Source organism: Cytobacillus oceanisediminis 2691 (assembly GCF_007678455.1).
Classification (GTDB): Bacteria; Bacillota; Bacilli; order Bacillales; family Cytobacillaceae; genus Mesobacillus; species Mesobacillus oceanisediminis_A.
Genome location: NZ_VEEP01000005.1, coordinates 210,312 through 224,726, shown reverse-complemented (window position 1 = coordinate 224,726; position 14,415 = coordinate 210,312). Strand labels below are relative to the sequence as shown.

Genomic DNA, 14,415 nt, shown 5'->3' with positions numbered 1-14,415 from the left:
AGGAGTCTACGCGCCTTCCACTACAATCAACAGGTGCAAAATCAACATTGGGCTTTAACAGAGCCATTTCTTTATCGTGTCATTATTTGAATTCCACTACCGTTACACCTGTTCCGCCTTCTCCAGCGTCTCCGAAGCGGATTTTCTTGACGGAGCGATGGTTGCGCAGATATTCCTGGACTCCCTGCCTTAAGGCTCCTGTTCCTTTTCCGTGGATGATGTTAACGCGCGGGTAGCCGGCAAGCAGGGCATCATCAATATATTTCTCGACTCTCATAAGCGCATCTTCATAGCGCTCTCCTCTTAGGTCAAGCTCAAGGCCTACATGGAAGTCCTTCCCTTTCACGGTGGCAACCGGTCTAGTTTCCACCGGCTTAGGCGTATTGATATATTCCATATCAGACTCTTTCACTTTCATTTTAAGAATGCCAATCTGTACTTGCCATTCTTTATCATTTACGCGGTCCACCAGGTGCCCTTTTTGGCCAAAGGTCAGAACATTGACCTCATCCCCAGGCTTGAATTCATGGCGGGCAGACTTCGCTTTGCCAGCATTCTTTACCTGGCTTAGCTCTGGTGTTGCCTCACTTAGGCGCCTTTTGGCATCAATCAATTCATGCTCTTTGATTTCAGCCCCTTTTTCCAGTCTCAGCTTCCGGAGCTCACGAATGACTTCTTCTGCTTCATCCTTTGCTTTTTCCACGATGGATGCCGCTTTGACTTTTGCTTTATCAGCAAGTTCCTCTTTTTTCTGATAATATTCAGCCATCTGCTTCTGCATGTCTCTATGAAGGTTTTCGGCATCCTTCAGAAGCTGGTGGGCCTCATCCCTGTCCTTTTCCGCCTGCTTGCGGCTGGATTCCAGGGAAGCAATCATATTTTCAACCTCATTGCTGTCAGCGCTGATATAAGACCTTGCTGTTTCGATGACAGAATCCTTCAGTCCCAGTCTCTTTGAAATCTCGAAGGCATTGCTTCGTCCCGGTACACCAATCAGGAGTTTATAAGTCGGGCTCAGTGTTTCGACATCGAACTCTACGCTGGCATTGATGACACCCTCGCGATTATAGCCATATGCCTTCAGCTCTGGATAATGGGTTGTCGCAATGACTCTTGCTCCGCACTTGTATACTTCATCGAGGATTGATATTGCAAGGGCAGCACCTTCCTGCGGGTCGGTTCCGGCTCCAAGTTCATCGAAAAGCACAAGACTGTTATAGTCCACCTTATTTAGGATTTCCACGATATTGACCATATGGGACGAAAAGGTACTTAAGCTTTGCTCAATTGATTGTTCATCCCCGATATCCGCGTATACTGAACCAAATACAGCGATTTCCGACCCATCAAGCGCAGGGATTTGCAATCCGGCCTGGGCCATGAGTGTACAAAGGCCGACTGTCTTCAATGTAACAGTTTTACCCCCGGTATTTGGGCCGGTGATGACAATCGTCGTATAGTCACTTCCTAAAGTGATGCTGTTCGGGACAACTTCGTCTATTGAAATCAATGGGTGCCTTGCCTGAAAAAGATTGATTCGGCCTTCGTCATTGACGATTGGCTTCGAACCCTTGATCTTGCTTCCGTATCGGGCCTTCGCAAACATGAAATCAAGCTCGGCCATGATGACCACGATCTCCAGGAGCTCATCATGATGCTCAGCGGTCAGGGCTGAAAGCTCAGACAAAATCCGTTCAATTTCCTGCTGTTCTTTTACCCGGATGTTCTGCAGCTCATTATTCAGCTGGACAACCGATTGTGGTTCGATGAACAGCGTCTGGCCAGAAGAACTCTGGTCATGGATAATGCCGCCGTAATGGGATCGGTATTCCTGCTTGACCGGAATGACGAATCGATCATTTCTGATGGTGATGATGGCATCAGAGAGCATTTTTGAAGCACTTGATGAGCGGATCATGCTCTCCAGTTTCTCCCGTACCCTTGATTCTCTTGTCCGCATTTGCTGACGGAGCGACCTAAGTGCTTCACTCGCGCCATCAAGAACTTCGCCGCCTTCATCGATTGCATTCCTGATCGACTCCTCCAGGTTCGCCAGTACGATGATGCCTTCAGTGTAGCTCAGCAAAATCGGCACTTCGGTCACTTCCTGAAGATCTTCGACGAAACGCTTCATCTGTCTGCTGGCATGCACCGTGCTTGCCACCTGCACCAGCTCAAGGGGACTGAGCGTCCCGCCAATCTGCGATCTTTTCACATGTGGCCTGATGTCGTGAATGCCGCCTAACGGTATATTCCCTTTTAGCCTTAGAACCTTTGCTGCTTCATCTGTTTCCTCCTGCAAACGGGAAACCTCGTCAAAATCGACCGAAGGCAACAGGGCTACTGCCTTTTCCCGCCCCAATGAGGATGATGTATGTTCTACCAGCTGGCTCCTGATTTTATCAAATTCCAATGTTTTCAAAACTCGTTGCTGCACAAAAATTTCCTCCTTCTTCCTAAGCGAAGGTTATTAGCAAAGCTTAAGCGCTTTGGTCAGCCCCGACAAGCGCTGGAGGTCCTGGAAGTGAAGTCGCTCTTTGACTTCATTGCCAGGACCGAAATCGAAAAGTATAGCCGACTGACCAGAAACGCAGAAACTGGAGACTCCGACAAAGAAGCGCTTTTGCTTCTGCCGGCGGAGTTGAAGTTTCGGAGTTTCTAGGAGGCGACACTAGACAATTCGAAAAGCGGAGGCGACTGCCCAACTCCGACAAGCGTTGGAGGGCCTGCCAGTGAAGTCGTTCTTTGACTTCATTGGCAGGACCGAAACGTCTCGAGGAGTTAGGAGCCGCAGCTAGACAAGCGTCTCGAGGGGCTATGCGCTGAAGCTAGACATTTCTACAAAAGAATTAAAATTCCCTTATTGATCCCGGCCGTGCAGGAAATCTAGCAAACCTTTCAAGTCCAAAGCATTCAGGACAGATGATTTCTTGATCCATCCCTTTCTGGCGGCCGTTACGCCAATTTCCATGTGTTCCAGCGTGTCCACTTTATGCGCGTCCGTATTGATGACGATTTTAACGCCTTCATCCTGCGCTTTTTTTAGGTACTCCGCCGCAAGATCAAGCCTGTTAGGATTGGCGTTCAGTTCAAGCGCCGTATTCGTTTCCTTCGCGAGTTTGATCAGCATATCGATATCAACAGAATACCCCTCCCTGCGGCCAATCAGCCGTCCAGTTGGATGGGCGATGATATCAACATGTGCATTCTCTAAAGCAGTCTTCAGCCGATTCATGATTTTTTCTACAGGCTGTGAAAAAGAGGAATGGATCGATGCGATAACCAAATCCAGGTCAGCAAGCAGTTCATCCTCGAAATCCAGTGTTCCATCCGGCAAAATATCCATTTCAATTCCCGTCAAAATCGTGAAGTCATCGAATTTCTTATTCAGTTCTTTCACTTCTTCCATTTGCTTCCTTAAGCGTTCGGGCGTCAAGCCGTTCGCTACCTTCAGATACTGTGAATGGTCGGTGATGGCCATGTATTTATATCCTCTCGCAATACATTCCATCGCCATTTCTTCAATTGAATGGCCGCCATCGCTCCATGTTGAGTGCATATGAAGATCCCCATTGATGGCATCAAGTGTAATGAGTTCCAGATCTTTTTTGTATAACTCAACTTCCGAGCCGTCCTCCCGCAATTCTGGCGGAACGAAAGGAAGTCCAAAATATTGATAAAATTCCTCTTCTGACTTGAATGTGGTGACTTCCCCCGTCTCTACGTTCTCCACACCATATTCGCTGATTTTCTCTCCTTTTTCCTTCGCCAGCTGCCGCATTCTCACATTGTGGTCCTTTGAGCCGGTAAAATGGTGGAGGGCTGTCGCGAATTCCTCAGGATCAACAAGACGGAAATCCACATTGACATCATAATCAAGCCCAAGGGTAACAGAAACCTTCGTATCGCCTGCAGCAATGATTTCTTTGATTTTTGGAAGCCTGACCAGCTCGTCCTTAACAGCAGACGGATCAGTGGAAGCGATGATAAAATCCAGGTCCTTTATTGTCTCTCTCATCCTCCGCAAGCTGCCCGCTCTTGAAAATTGTTCGATATCTTTTATCTTTTGAAGATACGATTCAATTAATTCAGCAACCGGAAGCATATAGGCAAGCGGAAGCCTTTCCGGTCTCGTACCAAAATTTTCAACCGCAGCGAGAATCTTTTCTTCTGATTTTTTGCCAAATCCTGCGAGGTCCTGGATTTTCCCCGCCTTCGCAGCTTCCTCCAGGTCATGGATACTCTCCACACCCAGTTCTTTATACAGCTTGGCGATTTTTTTGCCGCCCATTCCAGGCAGCTGCAGCAACGGAATGAGACCGCTCGGTACCTCTTCCTGTAATTCTTTCAGCTCGGTCGACTGACCTGTTTCCATGAACTCCTGGATGACTCCTGCAGTGCCTTTGCCAATTCCTTTGAGTTCAGTCAGATCGCCTATTTCCGACATGCTCCGTTCATCACCCTCCAGAGCTGCCGCAGCTTTTCGGAACGCGGATACTTTAAATGGGTTTTCACCTTTTAATTCCATATATATAGCAATAGTTTCAAGTAATTGCACGATATCCTTTTTATTAACAGACATGAACTCCACCTGCCTTTTCGATTTCTCGACCGTTTTTTATAACCCGGACTTGGTCATTGTCTTCTATTTTATAGAAAACAAGCCCCACTGTGAAATTAAATGAAAACTTTTCGGCACGATAAAAAAAACTTCTCCGCAATAGAGAAGTTATGCAGCCATGTATTCAATCCAGAGTTGCTTGATTTGCTGAGAGAATACCGGCGTATTTTTTATGATGTTTTCGGCTAGAATTGAATCGTTCAATGGTCCCTGGATCGCCTGGATTGGCAGCAGGGCTGCAATGTAAAGAACGATGAACAGCAGCAGGTAAACTTCGATAAAACCTAGAAACCCTCCTGCCCAGACATTCAACTGCTTCAGGATTGGCAGGTGTGCCACAAAATCAAGCATGGATCCGATAATCTGGAGCAGGATTTTCACCGCGAAAAAGATAGCCGCAAACGCGATAGCCCGATAATAGGCATCTTCTAAATTGGCATTCTCAAATATGAGATTCAATGTAGAATTGCTGCCGAGGTTCGGATATGGAATCCATAGAGTCAGCTTGGGAGCAAGCTGGTCGTAATATAGGTACGCAACAACGAAAGCTGCGATGAAACCGGCCAAATGGATGGTTTGCAGGATGAACCCCCTCTTCAGTCCTACAATGAAGCCCATGACCAATATAGCCAAAACAGCAAGATCAAGCATGAATTATTCAGTCCTTTAGCCTTTTAATTTCCGCTTCGAGCGATTCAACACGATCTTTCATTTTTATGTAATCATTAACAGCATTCACAGCCGTCAACACAGCTAATTTACTAGTATCAAGTGAAGGATTCGCTGAACCGATTTCCCGCATTTTATCATCTACCATTGAGGCAATGAGCCGGATATGGCTGGTGCTTTCTATGCCGACTATTGTATATTGCTGTCCATATATATCGACAGTCGACCGATTTTTTTTTGTGTCTGACAACATTTATGCCCCCATTCATAAGAATCCTATTCTATACTATATCATGAACGTAAAACGCTGGGAAGTAGTTGCCTGTCAGATTGATATGGTTTTTGGAAGAAAATGTCTAACTTTAACAAGGAGTGTAGAGCCATGGGAAATAGTGTCCTTCAGAAAAAACCGGAAGAAATCAGAAAGATGAAAGAATATTACAGCAAGTTCCTGATCGATAAACTTCCGCCCGGCAGTGTTTTTGCCGCAAAAACACCTTCCTGTGCGATCACTGCCTATAAATCAGGAAAAGTTTTATTCCAGGGGAAAGATGGAGAAAGTGAAGCAGCAAAGTGGGGCACTGCATCAGCACCTGCAGCTAAAAAAAGTGCTGCGCCAGCACCGGGAGCCCATTTGCCGAAAAATATCGGGGAAATGGCGATCATCGGTTCGGATGAGGTGGGCACCGGCGACTATTTCGGTCCGATCACGGTTGTCGCCGCCTATGTCAGGAGACAGGATATACCTGTGCTGAAAGAGCTTGGAGTCCAGGATTCCAAGAATCTCAAGGACGATAAGATCATTGAGATTGCGAGACAGCTAGTCACCTTTTTGCCTCACAGCCTGCTGACCTTACATAATGAAAAATACAACCAGATGCAAATGAAGGGCATGTCACAAGGGAAGATGAAAGCCCTGCTGCACAATCAGGCCATCAACCATGTTCTTGATAAAATCGCCCCAGAAAAACCGGAAGCGATCCTGATTGATGAATTCGCTAAAGAACCTATTTATTTTGCACATTTGAAAGGCCAACGTCAAATCATCCGGGAAAATGTCCTGTTCAGCACAAAGGCAGAAGGAATCCATCTAGGGGTCGCAGCCGCATCGATGATTGCCCGTTATGCTTTTGTTCGACATTTTGAAAACCTTAGTAAACGCGCAGGTTTCACCATTCCAAAAGGCGCCGGCGCTGCAGTTGATAAGGCAGCGGCCAGGCTGATTCTTGAAAAAGGTGTGGATGTGCTGCCCGAGTTCGTCAAACTTCATTTTGCTAATACTGAAAAAGCGAAGAAGATTGCGCGGGTGTAAAACGAAAGCTGGAATTTTTTGCTCGGGTGTTGACCTGGTAATTGGAAAATCACTCGGGTGTTGACCTGGAAACTGGAAAAAATGAGCTGTTTTTTCCAGTACGCGGAATTATGCTGGATTTTCACGGAATTAGTATCAAGTTTCGCGGGAATCCCTAGCTGGATCGCGGAATCCCATCGCTAGCAGAGTTCAAACGCTATGATTGACTGTAATCACGTTGATTTTCTCGGTTGATTAGCTATTCACCAAGATTTCCACCTGGTCATTGGATTATATTTTCGCGATTCTCCCTCAGAATCCCATAATAAAAAGGCAGCCCGTGGGCTGCCTTTTTAACATTTATCCTCTTAATACTGCTCCAGCTTTTTCTTCAAGTGCAGCAAGGACTTTATTGTGTGCTTTTGCAATGTCTTCATCTGTCAGTGTCTTTTCTGGATCAAAGTATTTCAAGGAGAACGCAAGTGACTTCTTGCCTTGCTCCATTTTTTCACCTTCGTAAAGATCGAAAACATTTACTTCTTTTAAAAGTGATCCGCCAGCTTCGGTGATGATCTTCTCCAGGTCACCGGCTGCCGTCCCTTTGTCAACAACAAGGGCAATATCCCTTGTGATCGATGGGTAGCGCGGGATTGCTGTGTATTGAAGCGGTGCCGTTTCAGCTTCCAACAGAGCTTTAAGCGACAATTCAAAAACATATGTTTCTTTCAGGTCGAGTGATTTTTGCATGGTTGGGTGAACCTGGCCGATAAAGCCGATCACTTTATCGTTCAACAAGATTTCACCCGTACGTCCTGGGTGCAATCCATCAAGCTCAGCCTTCTGGAATCCAAGCTGGCTCTCTAGGCCAATCTTGGCAAACAAACCTTCAACGATTCCTTTGAGAACAAAGAAATCAACAGGCTTCTTCTCGCCCTGCCATGGATGGCTTTCCCACAGGCCAGTGATCGCGGCAGCCAGGTGCTCTCGCTCTTCAGGCAGCTCGTCATTGCTGTTCTTCAGGAAGACTGCTCCTGTTTCATAAACAGCGACACTATCAATCTGGCGAGCATTATTGTATTTCAACACTTCCAGCAGCTGAGGCACGATGCTCAGGCGTAGAAGGCTTCGGTCTTCACTCATCGGCATTGCCAGTTCAACCGGTTCGCGCTGGTCCAACGCATACTGTGTTGCTTTTTCAGCGCTTGTAAGTGAATAAGTGACTGCCTGATACAAGCCTGCTCCTTCCATGAAACGGCGGACCACACGGCGTTTTTTCTGGTATTCAGAAAGATGCCCAGGTGTGGATGGACCTATAGGAAGAGTAGTCGGCAGATTGTCATAGCCATACAGACGGCCTACCTCTTCGATTAAATCTTCCTCGATGGTGATGTCGCCGCGGCGCGTCGGCACAGTCACCGTGATTGTCTCATTGTCGACGGAAGTTTCGAACTTCAGTCGGGCAAAAATTTCTTCGACCTGCTTCATTTCAAGTTCTGTACCGAGAACTTTATTGATTTTTCCAAGAGTGGTTGAAACAACTGCAGGCTTAACCTCCAAAGCATCAGCTTCGACAACTCCGCCTAGTACTTCACCGCCGGCAAGCTCGATCATTAGTTCAGCAGCACGTTCTGCAGCAGGACGGACTCTCTCAGGATCCACACCTTTTTCATAGCGAGAGCTTGCTTCGCTGCGCAAGCCATGGTCTTTTGAAGCTTTGCGGATCGCTCCTCCTGTGAAATAAGCGGACTCTAACATGACAGTCGTTGTGTCACTGCTGACCTCTGAATTCGCTCCGCCCATGACACCTGCAAGAGCTACTGGCTCAGTACCGTTTGTGATGACCAGGTGGTCCGGAGTCAACATACGTTTTACATCATCAAGCGTTTCAATCACTTCGCCATCCTTCGCACGGCGCACAAGGATTTCTTTTGAGCCCAATTTATCGTAATCGAATGCGTGTAGCGGCTGTCCGTACTCCAATAAAATGAAGTTTGTGATATCAACTACGTTATTGTGTGGACGGATGCCTGCAGCCATCAGCCTTGTTTGCAGCCAAACTGGAGATGGACCGACTTTGACATTCTTGATTACTTTCGCAACGTATAGAGGATTATCTTCTTTTGCATCCACTGTCACATTGATATAGTTACTTGCTTGTTCTGATGAAGTTTCAGGCTGTGGATTTGGCAGCTTAACTTCTTCTCCAAGGATGGCTCCAACTTCGTATGCAACACCAAGCATACTCATCGCATCAGCACGGTTTGGCGTCAGACCAAGCTCAAGGATTTCATCATCCCTGTTTAAGACTTCAAGAGCGTCCTGGCCGATTTCTGTCTCAGGAGTGAAATTGTAGATTCCTTCTGCATACTCTTTCGGCGCAAGCTTGCCTTCAATGCCAAGTTCCTGAAGTGAGCAAATCATCCCGTGGGATTCTTCTCCGCGAAGTTTTGCTTTTTTAATTTTGAAGTTGCCCGGCAGAACAGCACCAACCGTTGCAACCGCCACTTTTTGGCCTTTGCCGACATTCGGTGCGCCGCAGATGATTTGTACCGGTTCACCTGTACCGATGTCAACAAGTGTCTTGTTCAGTTTTTCAGCATTTGGATGCTTCTCGCATTCAAGAACATGCCCGACAACGACGCCCTTCAAGCCTTCATTCAATTTTTCTACGCCTTCTACTTCGATGCCGCTTTTGGTGATTTTTTCGGCAAGCTCTTCAGCAGATACGCCTTCCAAATCGATATATTCCTGCAGCCATTTATATGATACCAACATGGTTTTACCCTCCTAATCCTTATTCTTCAACCGAAAATTGCTTCAAGAAGCGGACATCGTTCGTGTAGAAATGACGGATATCATCGACGCCATACTTGAGCATCGCAATACGCTCAGGCCCCATACCAAACGCGAATCCAGTGTATTTCTTTGAATCGTATCCAGCCATTTCAAGTACATTAGGATGGACCATCCCTGCTCCAAGGATTTCGATCCAGCCAGTTCCTTTACATACGCTGCAGCCTGAGCCGCCGCAAATTTTACAAGAGATATCCATTTCGACAGATGGCTCAGTGAAAGGGAAGAAACTTGGACGCAGACGGATTTCTCGGTCTTCGCCGAACATTTTCTTCGCAAAAACTTCAAGCGTTCCTTTCAGATCGCTCATTCTGACATTCTCATCGACGACAAGGCCTTCAATCTGCATGAACTGGTGGGAGTGAGTTGCATCGTCGTTATCGCGGCGATACACTTTCCCTGGGCAGATGATTTTTACAGGACCCTTGCCCTGGTGTTTTTCCATCGTCCTTGCCTGGACAGGAGATGTATGTGTGCGCATCAATGTTTCTTCGGTGATGTAGAAGGAATCCTGCATGTCACGTGCCGGATGTCCTTTCGGAAGGTTCAGCGCTTCAAAGTTATAGTAGTCTTTTTCGACTTCAGGTCCTTCTTCAACTGTATAGCCCATGCCGATGAAAAGATCTTCGATTTCCTCGATGATGCTTGTCAGCGGATGATGGCTGCCCGTCTTAACAGGTCTTCCTGGAAGAGTAATATCGATTTCTTCAGCTGCCAATTGCTTTTGGACGGCTGCTTCCTCAAGATCCTTTTGCTTTACTTCGATCTGGCCGGAAATCGCATCGCGGACTTCGTTGGCCAGGGCACCCATCTTCGGTCTTTCCTCAGCCGATAACTTGCCCATCCCTTTCAAGACTTCTGTGATTGGACCTTTTTTTCCAAGATAGGAAACGCGAATATCATTCAATTCCTTTAGGTCAGCAGCTGCGGCCACTTTTTCAAGCGCCTCAGCCTGCAGTTCTTTTAACCGATCCTGCATTGGTAAATCCTCCTTCATTTTCTCTTTTTTGAACACAAAAAGACCTCATCCCGGATAAAGGGACGAGGTTCATGGTTATCGCGGTACCACCCTTTTTAACAGGCAATACAGTTATGTATTACGTGTTCGCTTCATTGAGATAACGGCTTGTGCCGATGCATCTTTACGCTAAAAAGCGGTCCCGATGCCAACTCTGGAGGTGAACTTCGCTTGTCTGTTCCATAAAAATGCTTCCAGTCACCGGCATTTTCTCCCTGAATGGCCATCTTCAAGCTACTTTTCTCCGTCATCGTTTTTGAAATATTAATTTTGCTGTTAATTATAGTATATTCTTTCCGCAGTATCAAATGGTTTTATGAAAAAACGAGCCTATTTTGCTGTTTTCAAATAATATAGCAGGATACCTGCTGCGACTGCGACATTCAGCGATTCGCTCTGGCCGTAGATTGGGATATAAAGATTTTGCGTTGTTTTATCCAGCAACTCTTTATTAACGCCGCTTCCTTCATTTCCAACGAGCAGGGCGAAGGCATCATTATTTTCAGCCTCTGTAAAAACAACTCCATTTTCTAGAGCCGTTCCAAAGACTGGGATGTTTTCAGACTGAAGTTCAGAAATCCATTCTGAAAGGTCTCCACTTATAACCGGCAAATGGAAGTGACTTCCCTGCGCAGAGCGCAATACCTTCGGATTATACATATCGACACTGCCCTTCCCAACAATGACTGCATCAATCCCTGCAGCATCAGCCGTGCGGATCATCGTCCCAAGGTTGCCCGGATCCTGGACAGAATCAATAAGTAAATAGGTTTTTCCATTTGTTTGCGGGTTCTTTGGCTGTCGGCATATAGCAAATATGCCCTGAGTTGTCTCAGTGTCAGCAAGCTGCCTGCTGATTTCATCCGTTACCACCGTAACAGGAATGGAACCGTAATCCAGGCTGGAAGGCAACTCCGTTTTTTCGCTTAAAATAATCTCTTCAACATCTTCTTTTTTCGATAGTGCTTCTTCAACTAAATGGAAGCCCTCAACAAGGAACATGCCGGTCTTATCGCGTTCCTTGCGCGTAAGCAATTTCTTCCACTGTTTAACTTGCGGATTTTTATCAGATTGAATGTACTTCAATTCTGGCTCTCCTTTATTATGGCTTGTTCAATTTTACTATTATAGCTCAAAACGGATACATAATAAAACCAAAATTGTTAAAGCTATAACCAGCAATGGAAATTTGAAAGGAGTTTGAGCAAAGATGAACCTTAACCTTAGAAACGCTGTTATTTCAAATGTAGCAGGAAATACGCAAGACGAGCTTAAAGATACAATCGTCGATGCCATCCAGAACGGCGAGGAAAAAATGCTTCCTGGACTTGGAGTGCTGTTCGAAGTCATCTGGCAGAATGCTTCTGAACAAGAAAAGCAGGAAATGCTGGATGCTCTGGAATCAGGCTTAAAAGGGAAATAGTTTTTTGGAAGGACTCCTTAATGTTTGAGGGGTTCTTTTTTTATAAAGTAAACATCTCGTTTTCTATTTTATGGAAAAAGCAGAGAATAAGGTTATTTCCGTAGAGATTCTGGCTGTTTTTGTAGAGATTATTATTAATTCCGTAGAGAATATAGTCATTTGCGTAGTGACTTTCCCTAACTCAGGAGTAAATACCGGTCCAAAATGTAGTGATGAAAGAGAACTTTCGTTTATAGGCAAAAAAAATTGTCCAGAAAACATTTTCTGGACAACTAAATCTCATTTTTTATTCAAAAGTAAGTTTTTCAACTGTTTCTTTATCAAGTCGTTTGATGACTTCAATGATCAATTTAACTGCGTTCTCGTAGTCATCACGGTGAAGCATCGCTGCGTGTGAATGAATGTAGCGTGTCGCGATTGTGATGGACAGCGCAGGTACACCGCGGTGTGTAAGGTGGATCGCACCTGAGTCTGTGCCGCCGCCAGCTACTGCGTCAAACTGGTATGGAATGTTCAGCTCGTCTGCCAAATCCGTTACAAAATCACGAAGGCCTTTGTGTGACACCATTGATGCATCATAAATGATGATTTGCGGACCGTCACCCATTTTGCTTAGAGCTTCTTTTTCAGTAACACCTGGAGTGTCGCCGGCAATACCTACATCGACACCAAAACCGATATCAGGCTCGATTGATTGGGCAGATGTTTTCGCTCCGCGAAGACCAACTTCTTCTTGAACGGTTCCTACGCCATAGACAACGTTTGGATGCTCAGCATCTTTTAGACCTTTTAGGACATCGATGGCGATCGCACAACCAATGCGGTTATCCCATGCTTTTGCAAGCAGCATCTTTTCGTTGTTCATAACTGTGAATTCGAAGTAAGGAACGACCATGTCGCCAGGAGTGACTCCCCATTCCTTCGCTTCATCACGGCTTGATGCACCGATATCAATGAACATATCCTTGATATCAACAGGCTTTTTACGAGCTTCAGCAGGAAGGATATGTGGCGGTTTAGAACCGATCACCCCAGTTATTTCACCTTTGCGGGTTACGATTGTCACACGTTGTGCAAGCATAACCTGGCTCCACCAGCCGCCGACTGTCTGGAAGCGGATGAATCCTTTGTCATCGATGCTTGTCACCATGAATCCTACTTCATCAAGGTGGCCAGCTACCATGATTTTAGGGCCGTTTGCATCTCCAACCTTCTTCGCAATCAAGCTTCCCAGGCCATCTGTTGTTACCTCATCAGCAAATGGAGTTATGTATTTCTTCATTACTTCCCTTGGCTCACGCTCATTGCCGGGAATGCCTTTGGCATCGGTCAAATCTTTTAGCATTGTTAATGTTTCATCTAATTTAGCCATTATTTCGACTCCCTTAATATGTATTTCCGAAACCTATTATACTAGACAAGAGGTGCAATGTACAAAAAATTCTGCCTAATACCCTTTTCGCTGCCTATCATAATTTACTTCATTTTTTTGAATATATGCCTGTTCAATTTGATCTTCGTGCAAGTCAAGCAGTTCCGCAAGTCTCATGTAACTTTCAAAAAGTCGGACATAGTCTTCCTTGCTGCGGCTGTCCCTGAATTTTTGTACCGACTCATATACTGCAAGGAACTGGTTGCTTGTGTCTGTCACCGTTGGTCTGTCTGGGGTAATGTATTCAATATCTTCATAACCGCACTCAATTCCCAGTGACAGGATGAAGTGTACTCCATCCACAAATTCCTCAAGGATTACATCCTTTTCAGATGAAGGTTTCACACTCCAAAACTTGAAGCACCTTGTCTCATTAGCAAGTTCCCCGATTTCAACAAGCAGCGCCAGGACCTTTCTGTCAATTAAATCATCATTCTCTAACTTGTGCTGCGTTTCAATATGACTGTCGAGTGCTTTTTGCATTTTAAATAGTGTTATTGTATTCATGATTCAGCTCCATCGTTTTATTATCACTAAAAGCAGGCTTCTGGATTCCGCCATTCAGGTTTTCTCCTTTTAACAACACAGCTCTGCAATAAAAAGTATATATTAATTATAAATTTGTTGAAACTATTTGGAATCTCATCCGTAAATAAGGAAAGTTCGCATTGGAGGGGCAGTCATGATTCTGCTTTTACGTCTTATTTTCTTGCTATTATTCATTTTCCTGATATACAGCGGGGTAAAGTATTTATTCCACCCGAAACGGAAGCTTGAGCTTGCTCATGAGCAGAAGCGCTTCTTTTTACTGGATGACCCGGACAATGTCCGCAAAAACTTCTTGATCACTTATAAGGGTGTTTTGTTCGAGGGTGAAAAGTATTTAGGTACGACTCCGTCTGCGTTTGAGGTCGTTTCCATTTTCATTTGGCCTAAAAAAACGTCTGCCTTGAAGGGACTCGTGCTTGAAGACTTCCAATTCATCGAACGAAAAATCCGCGAGAACTATCCTGTCGCCAAAATCGACTGGAAAAGCCCGATCAAGGAATTTATGGCTAATCATGAACAGGATGAGGAATAATCAAATATAAAAGCGTCCGAACATGAG

13 protein-coding genes and 1 other annotated feature are annotated in these 14,415 nt (G+C 45.5%); of the genes, 4 read left to right on the top strand and 9 right to left on the bottom strand.

Annotated elements, in window-relative coordinates:
• Positions 1 to 82: 82 nt before the first annotated feature.
• Positions 83 to 2,437, bottom strand: a complete 2,355-nt coding sequence (locus FS736_RS12130; protein WP_144477522.1) for an endonuclease MutS2 — start codon at positions 2,435 to 2,437, stop codon at positions 83 to 85.
• Between the two features lie 87 nt (positions 2,438 to 2,524).
• On the opposite strand from FS736_RS12130, the gene FS736_RS24310 reads away from it, so the two are divergent.
• On the top strand, positions 2,525 to 2,662 hold the full coding sequence (locus FS736_RS24310; RefSeq protein ID WP_186326763.1) for a hypothetical protein: 138 nt from the start codon (positions 2,525 to 2,527) through the stop codon (positions 2,660 to 2,662).
• A gap of 198 nt (positions 2,663 to 2,860) precedes the next feature.
• Here the strand turns inward: FS736_RS24310 and polX are convergent, their stop codons facing one another.
• From polX to zapA, 3 genes are all read right to left on the bottom strand, one after another.
• On the bottom strand, positions 2,861 to 4,582 hold the full coding sequence (gene polX / locus FS736_RS12125; RefSeq protein ID WP_144477519.1) for a DNA polymerase/3'-5' exonuclease PolX: 1,722 nt from the start codon (positions 4,580 to 4,582) through the stop codon (positions 2,861 to 2,863).
• Positions 4,583 to 4,729: 147 nt separating this feature from the next.
• Entirely contained in the window at positions 4,730 to 5,272 is a 543-nt protein-coding gene (locus FS736_RS12120) for a CvpA family protein (protein ID WP_144477516.1), read from the bottom strand.
• Positions 5,273 to 5,279: 7 nt separating this feature from the next.
• On the bottom strand, positions 5,280 to 5,540 hold the full coding sequence (zapA, locus tag FS736_RS12115; RefSeq protein ID WP_144477805.1) for a cell division protein ZapA: 261 nt from the start codon (positions 5,538 to 5,540) through the stop codon (positions 5,280 to 5,282).
• A gap of 132 nt (positions 5,541 to 5,672) precedes the next feature.
• On the opposite strand from zapA, the gene rnhC reads away from it, so the two are divergent.
• Positions 5,673 to 6,602: a ribonuclease HIII gene (rnhC, locus tag FS736_RS12110; RefSeq protein WP_144477513.1), complete on the top strand. Its 930-nt coding sequence runs from the start codon at positions 5,673 to 5,675 to the stop codon at positions 6,600 to 6,602.
• 339 nt (positions 6,603 to 6,941) lie between these two features.
• Here the strand turns inward: rnhC and pheT are convergent, their stop codons facing one another.
• The 3 genes from pheT to FS736_RS12095 all read right to left on the bottom strand — a co-directional run bounded on the left by pheT (position 6,942) and on the right by FS736_RS12095 (position 11,538).
• Positions 6,942 to 9,356: a phenylalanine--tRNA ligase subunit beta gene (gene pheT, locus FS736_RS12105; RefSeq protein WP_144477510.1), complete on the bottom strand. Its 2,415-nt coding sequence runs from the start codon at positions 9,354 to 9,356 to the stop codon at positions 6,942 to 6,944.
• A 19-nt stretch (positions 9,357 to 9,375) separates the two neighbouring features.
• Positions 9,376 to 10,413: a phenylalanine--tRNA ligase subunit alpha gene (pheS, locus tag FS736_RS12100; RefSeq protein WP_144477507.1), complete on the bottom strand. Its 1,038-nt coding sequence runs from the start codon at positions 10,411 to 10,413 to the stop codon at positions 9,376 to 9,378.
• 55 nt (positions 10,414 to 10,468) lie between these two features.
• Positions 10,469 to 10,712 (bottom strand) — a binding site (T-box leader).
• 70 nt (positions 10,713 to 10,782) lie between these two features.
• Positions 10,783 to 11,538, bottom strand: coding sequence for a TrmH family RNA methyltransferase (locus FS736_RS12095; RefSeq protein WP_144477504.1), 756 nt, complete (start codon positions 11,536 to 11,538; stop codon positions 10,783 to 10,785).
• 124 nt (positions 11,539 to 11,662) lie between these two features.
• Here FS736_RS12095 and sspI point away from each other — a divergent pair, with 124 nt between their 5' ends.
• Positions 11,663 to 11,875 carry a small acid-soluble spore protein SspI gene (gene sspI, locus FS736_RS12090; RefSeq protein WP_144477501.1) on the top strand — a complete coding sequence of 71 codons (213 nt, stop codon included), beginning with the start codon at positions 11,663 to 11,665 and terminating at the stop codon, positions 11,873 to 11,875.
• A gap of 286 nt (positions 11,876 to 12,161) precedes the next feature.
• Here sspI and FS736_RS12085 read toward each other — a convergent pair whose 3' ends face one another.
• Together FS736_RS12085 and FS736_RS12080 are read right to left on the bottom strand one after the other, a co-directional pair.
• Positions 12,162 to 13,247: a M42 family metallopeptidase gene (locus FS736_RS12085; protein ID WP_144477498.1), complete on the bottom strand. Its 1,086-nt coding sequence runs from the start codon at positions 13,245 to 13,247 to the stop codon at positions 12,162 to 12,164.
• A gap of 75 nt (positions 13,248 to 13,322) precedes the next feature.
• Positions 13,323 to 13,814, bottom strand: a complete 492-nt coding sequence (locus tag FS736_RS12080) for a dUTP diphosphatase (protein ID WP_144477495.1) — start codon at positions 13,812 to 13,814, stop codon at positions 13,323 to 13,325.
• Positions 13,815 to 13,989: 175 nt separating this feature from the next.
• Here FS736_RS12080 and FS736_RS12075 point away from each other — a divergent pair, with 175 nt between their 5' ends.
• Entirely contained in the window at positions 13,990 to 14,388 is a 399-nt protein-coding gene (locus tag FS736_RS12075; protein WP_144477492.1) for a sigma-w pathway protein ysdB, read from the top strand.
• Positions 14,389 to 14,415: the final 27 nt, after the last annotated feature.

Bases quoted from the DNA above. Each gene is read 5' to 3' on its own strand.
- polX (WP_144477519.1), bottom strand. From the start codon at position 4,582: ATGTCTGTTAATAAAAAGGATATCGTGCAATTACTTGAAACTATTGCT.
- FS736_RS12120 (WP_144477516.1), bottom strand. From the start codon at position 5,272: ATGCTTGATCTTGCTGTTTTGGCTATATTGGTCATGGGCTTCATTGTA.
- rnhC (WP_144477513.1), top strand. From the start codon at position 5,673: ATGGGAAATAGTGTCCTTCAGAAAAAACCGGAAGAAATCAGAAAGATG.
- pheT (WP_144477510.1), bottom strand. From the start codon at position 9,356: ATGTTGGTATCATATAAATGGCTGCAGGAATATATCGATTTGGAAGGC.
- pheS (WP_144477507.1), bottom strand. From the start codon at position 10,413: ATGCAGGATCGGTTAAAAGAACTGCAGGCTGAGGCGCTTGAAAAAGTG.
- sspI (WP_144477501.1), top strand. From the start codon at position 11,663: ATGAACCTTAACCTTAGAAACGCTGTTATTTCAAATGTAGCAGGAAAT.
- FS736_RS12085 (WP_144477498.1), bottom strand. From the start codon at position 13,247: ATGGCTAAATTAGATGAAACATTAACAATGCTAAAAGATTTGACCGAT.
- FS736_RS12080 (WP_144477495.1), bottom strand. From the start codon at position 13,814: ATGAATACAATAACACTATTTAAAATGCAAAAAGCACTCGACAGTCAT.
- FS736_RS12075 (WP_144477492.1), top strand. From the start codon at position 13,990: ATGATTCTGCTTTTACGTCTTATTTTCTTGCTATTATTCATTTTCCTG.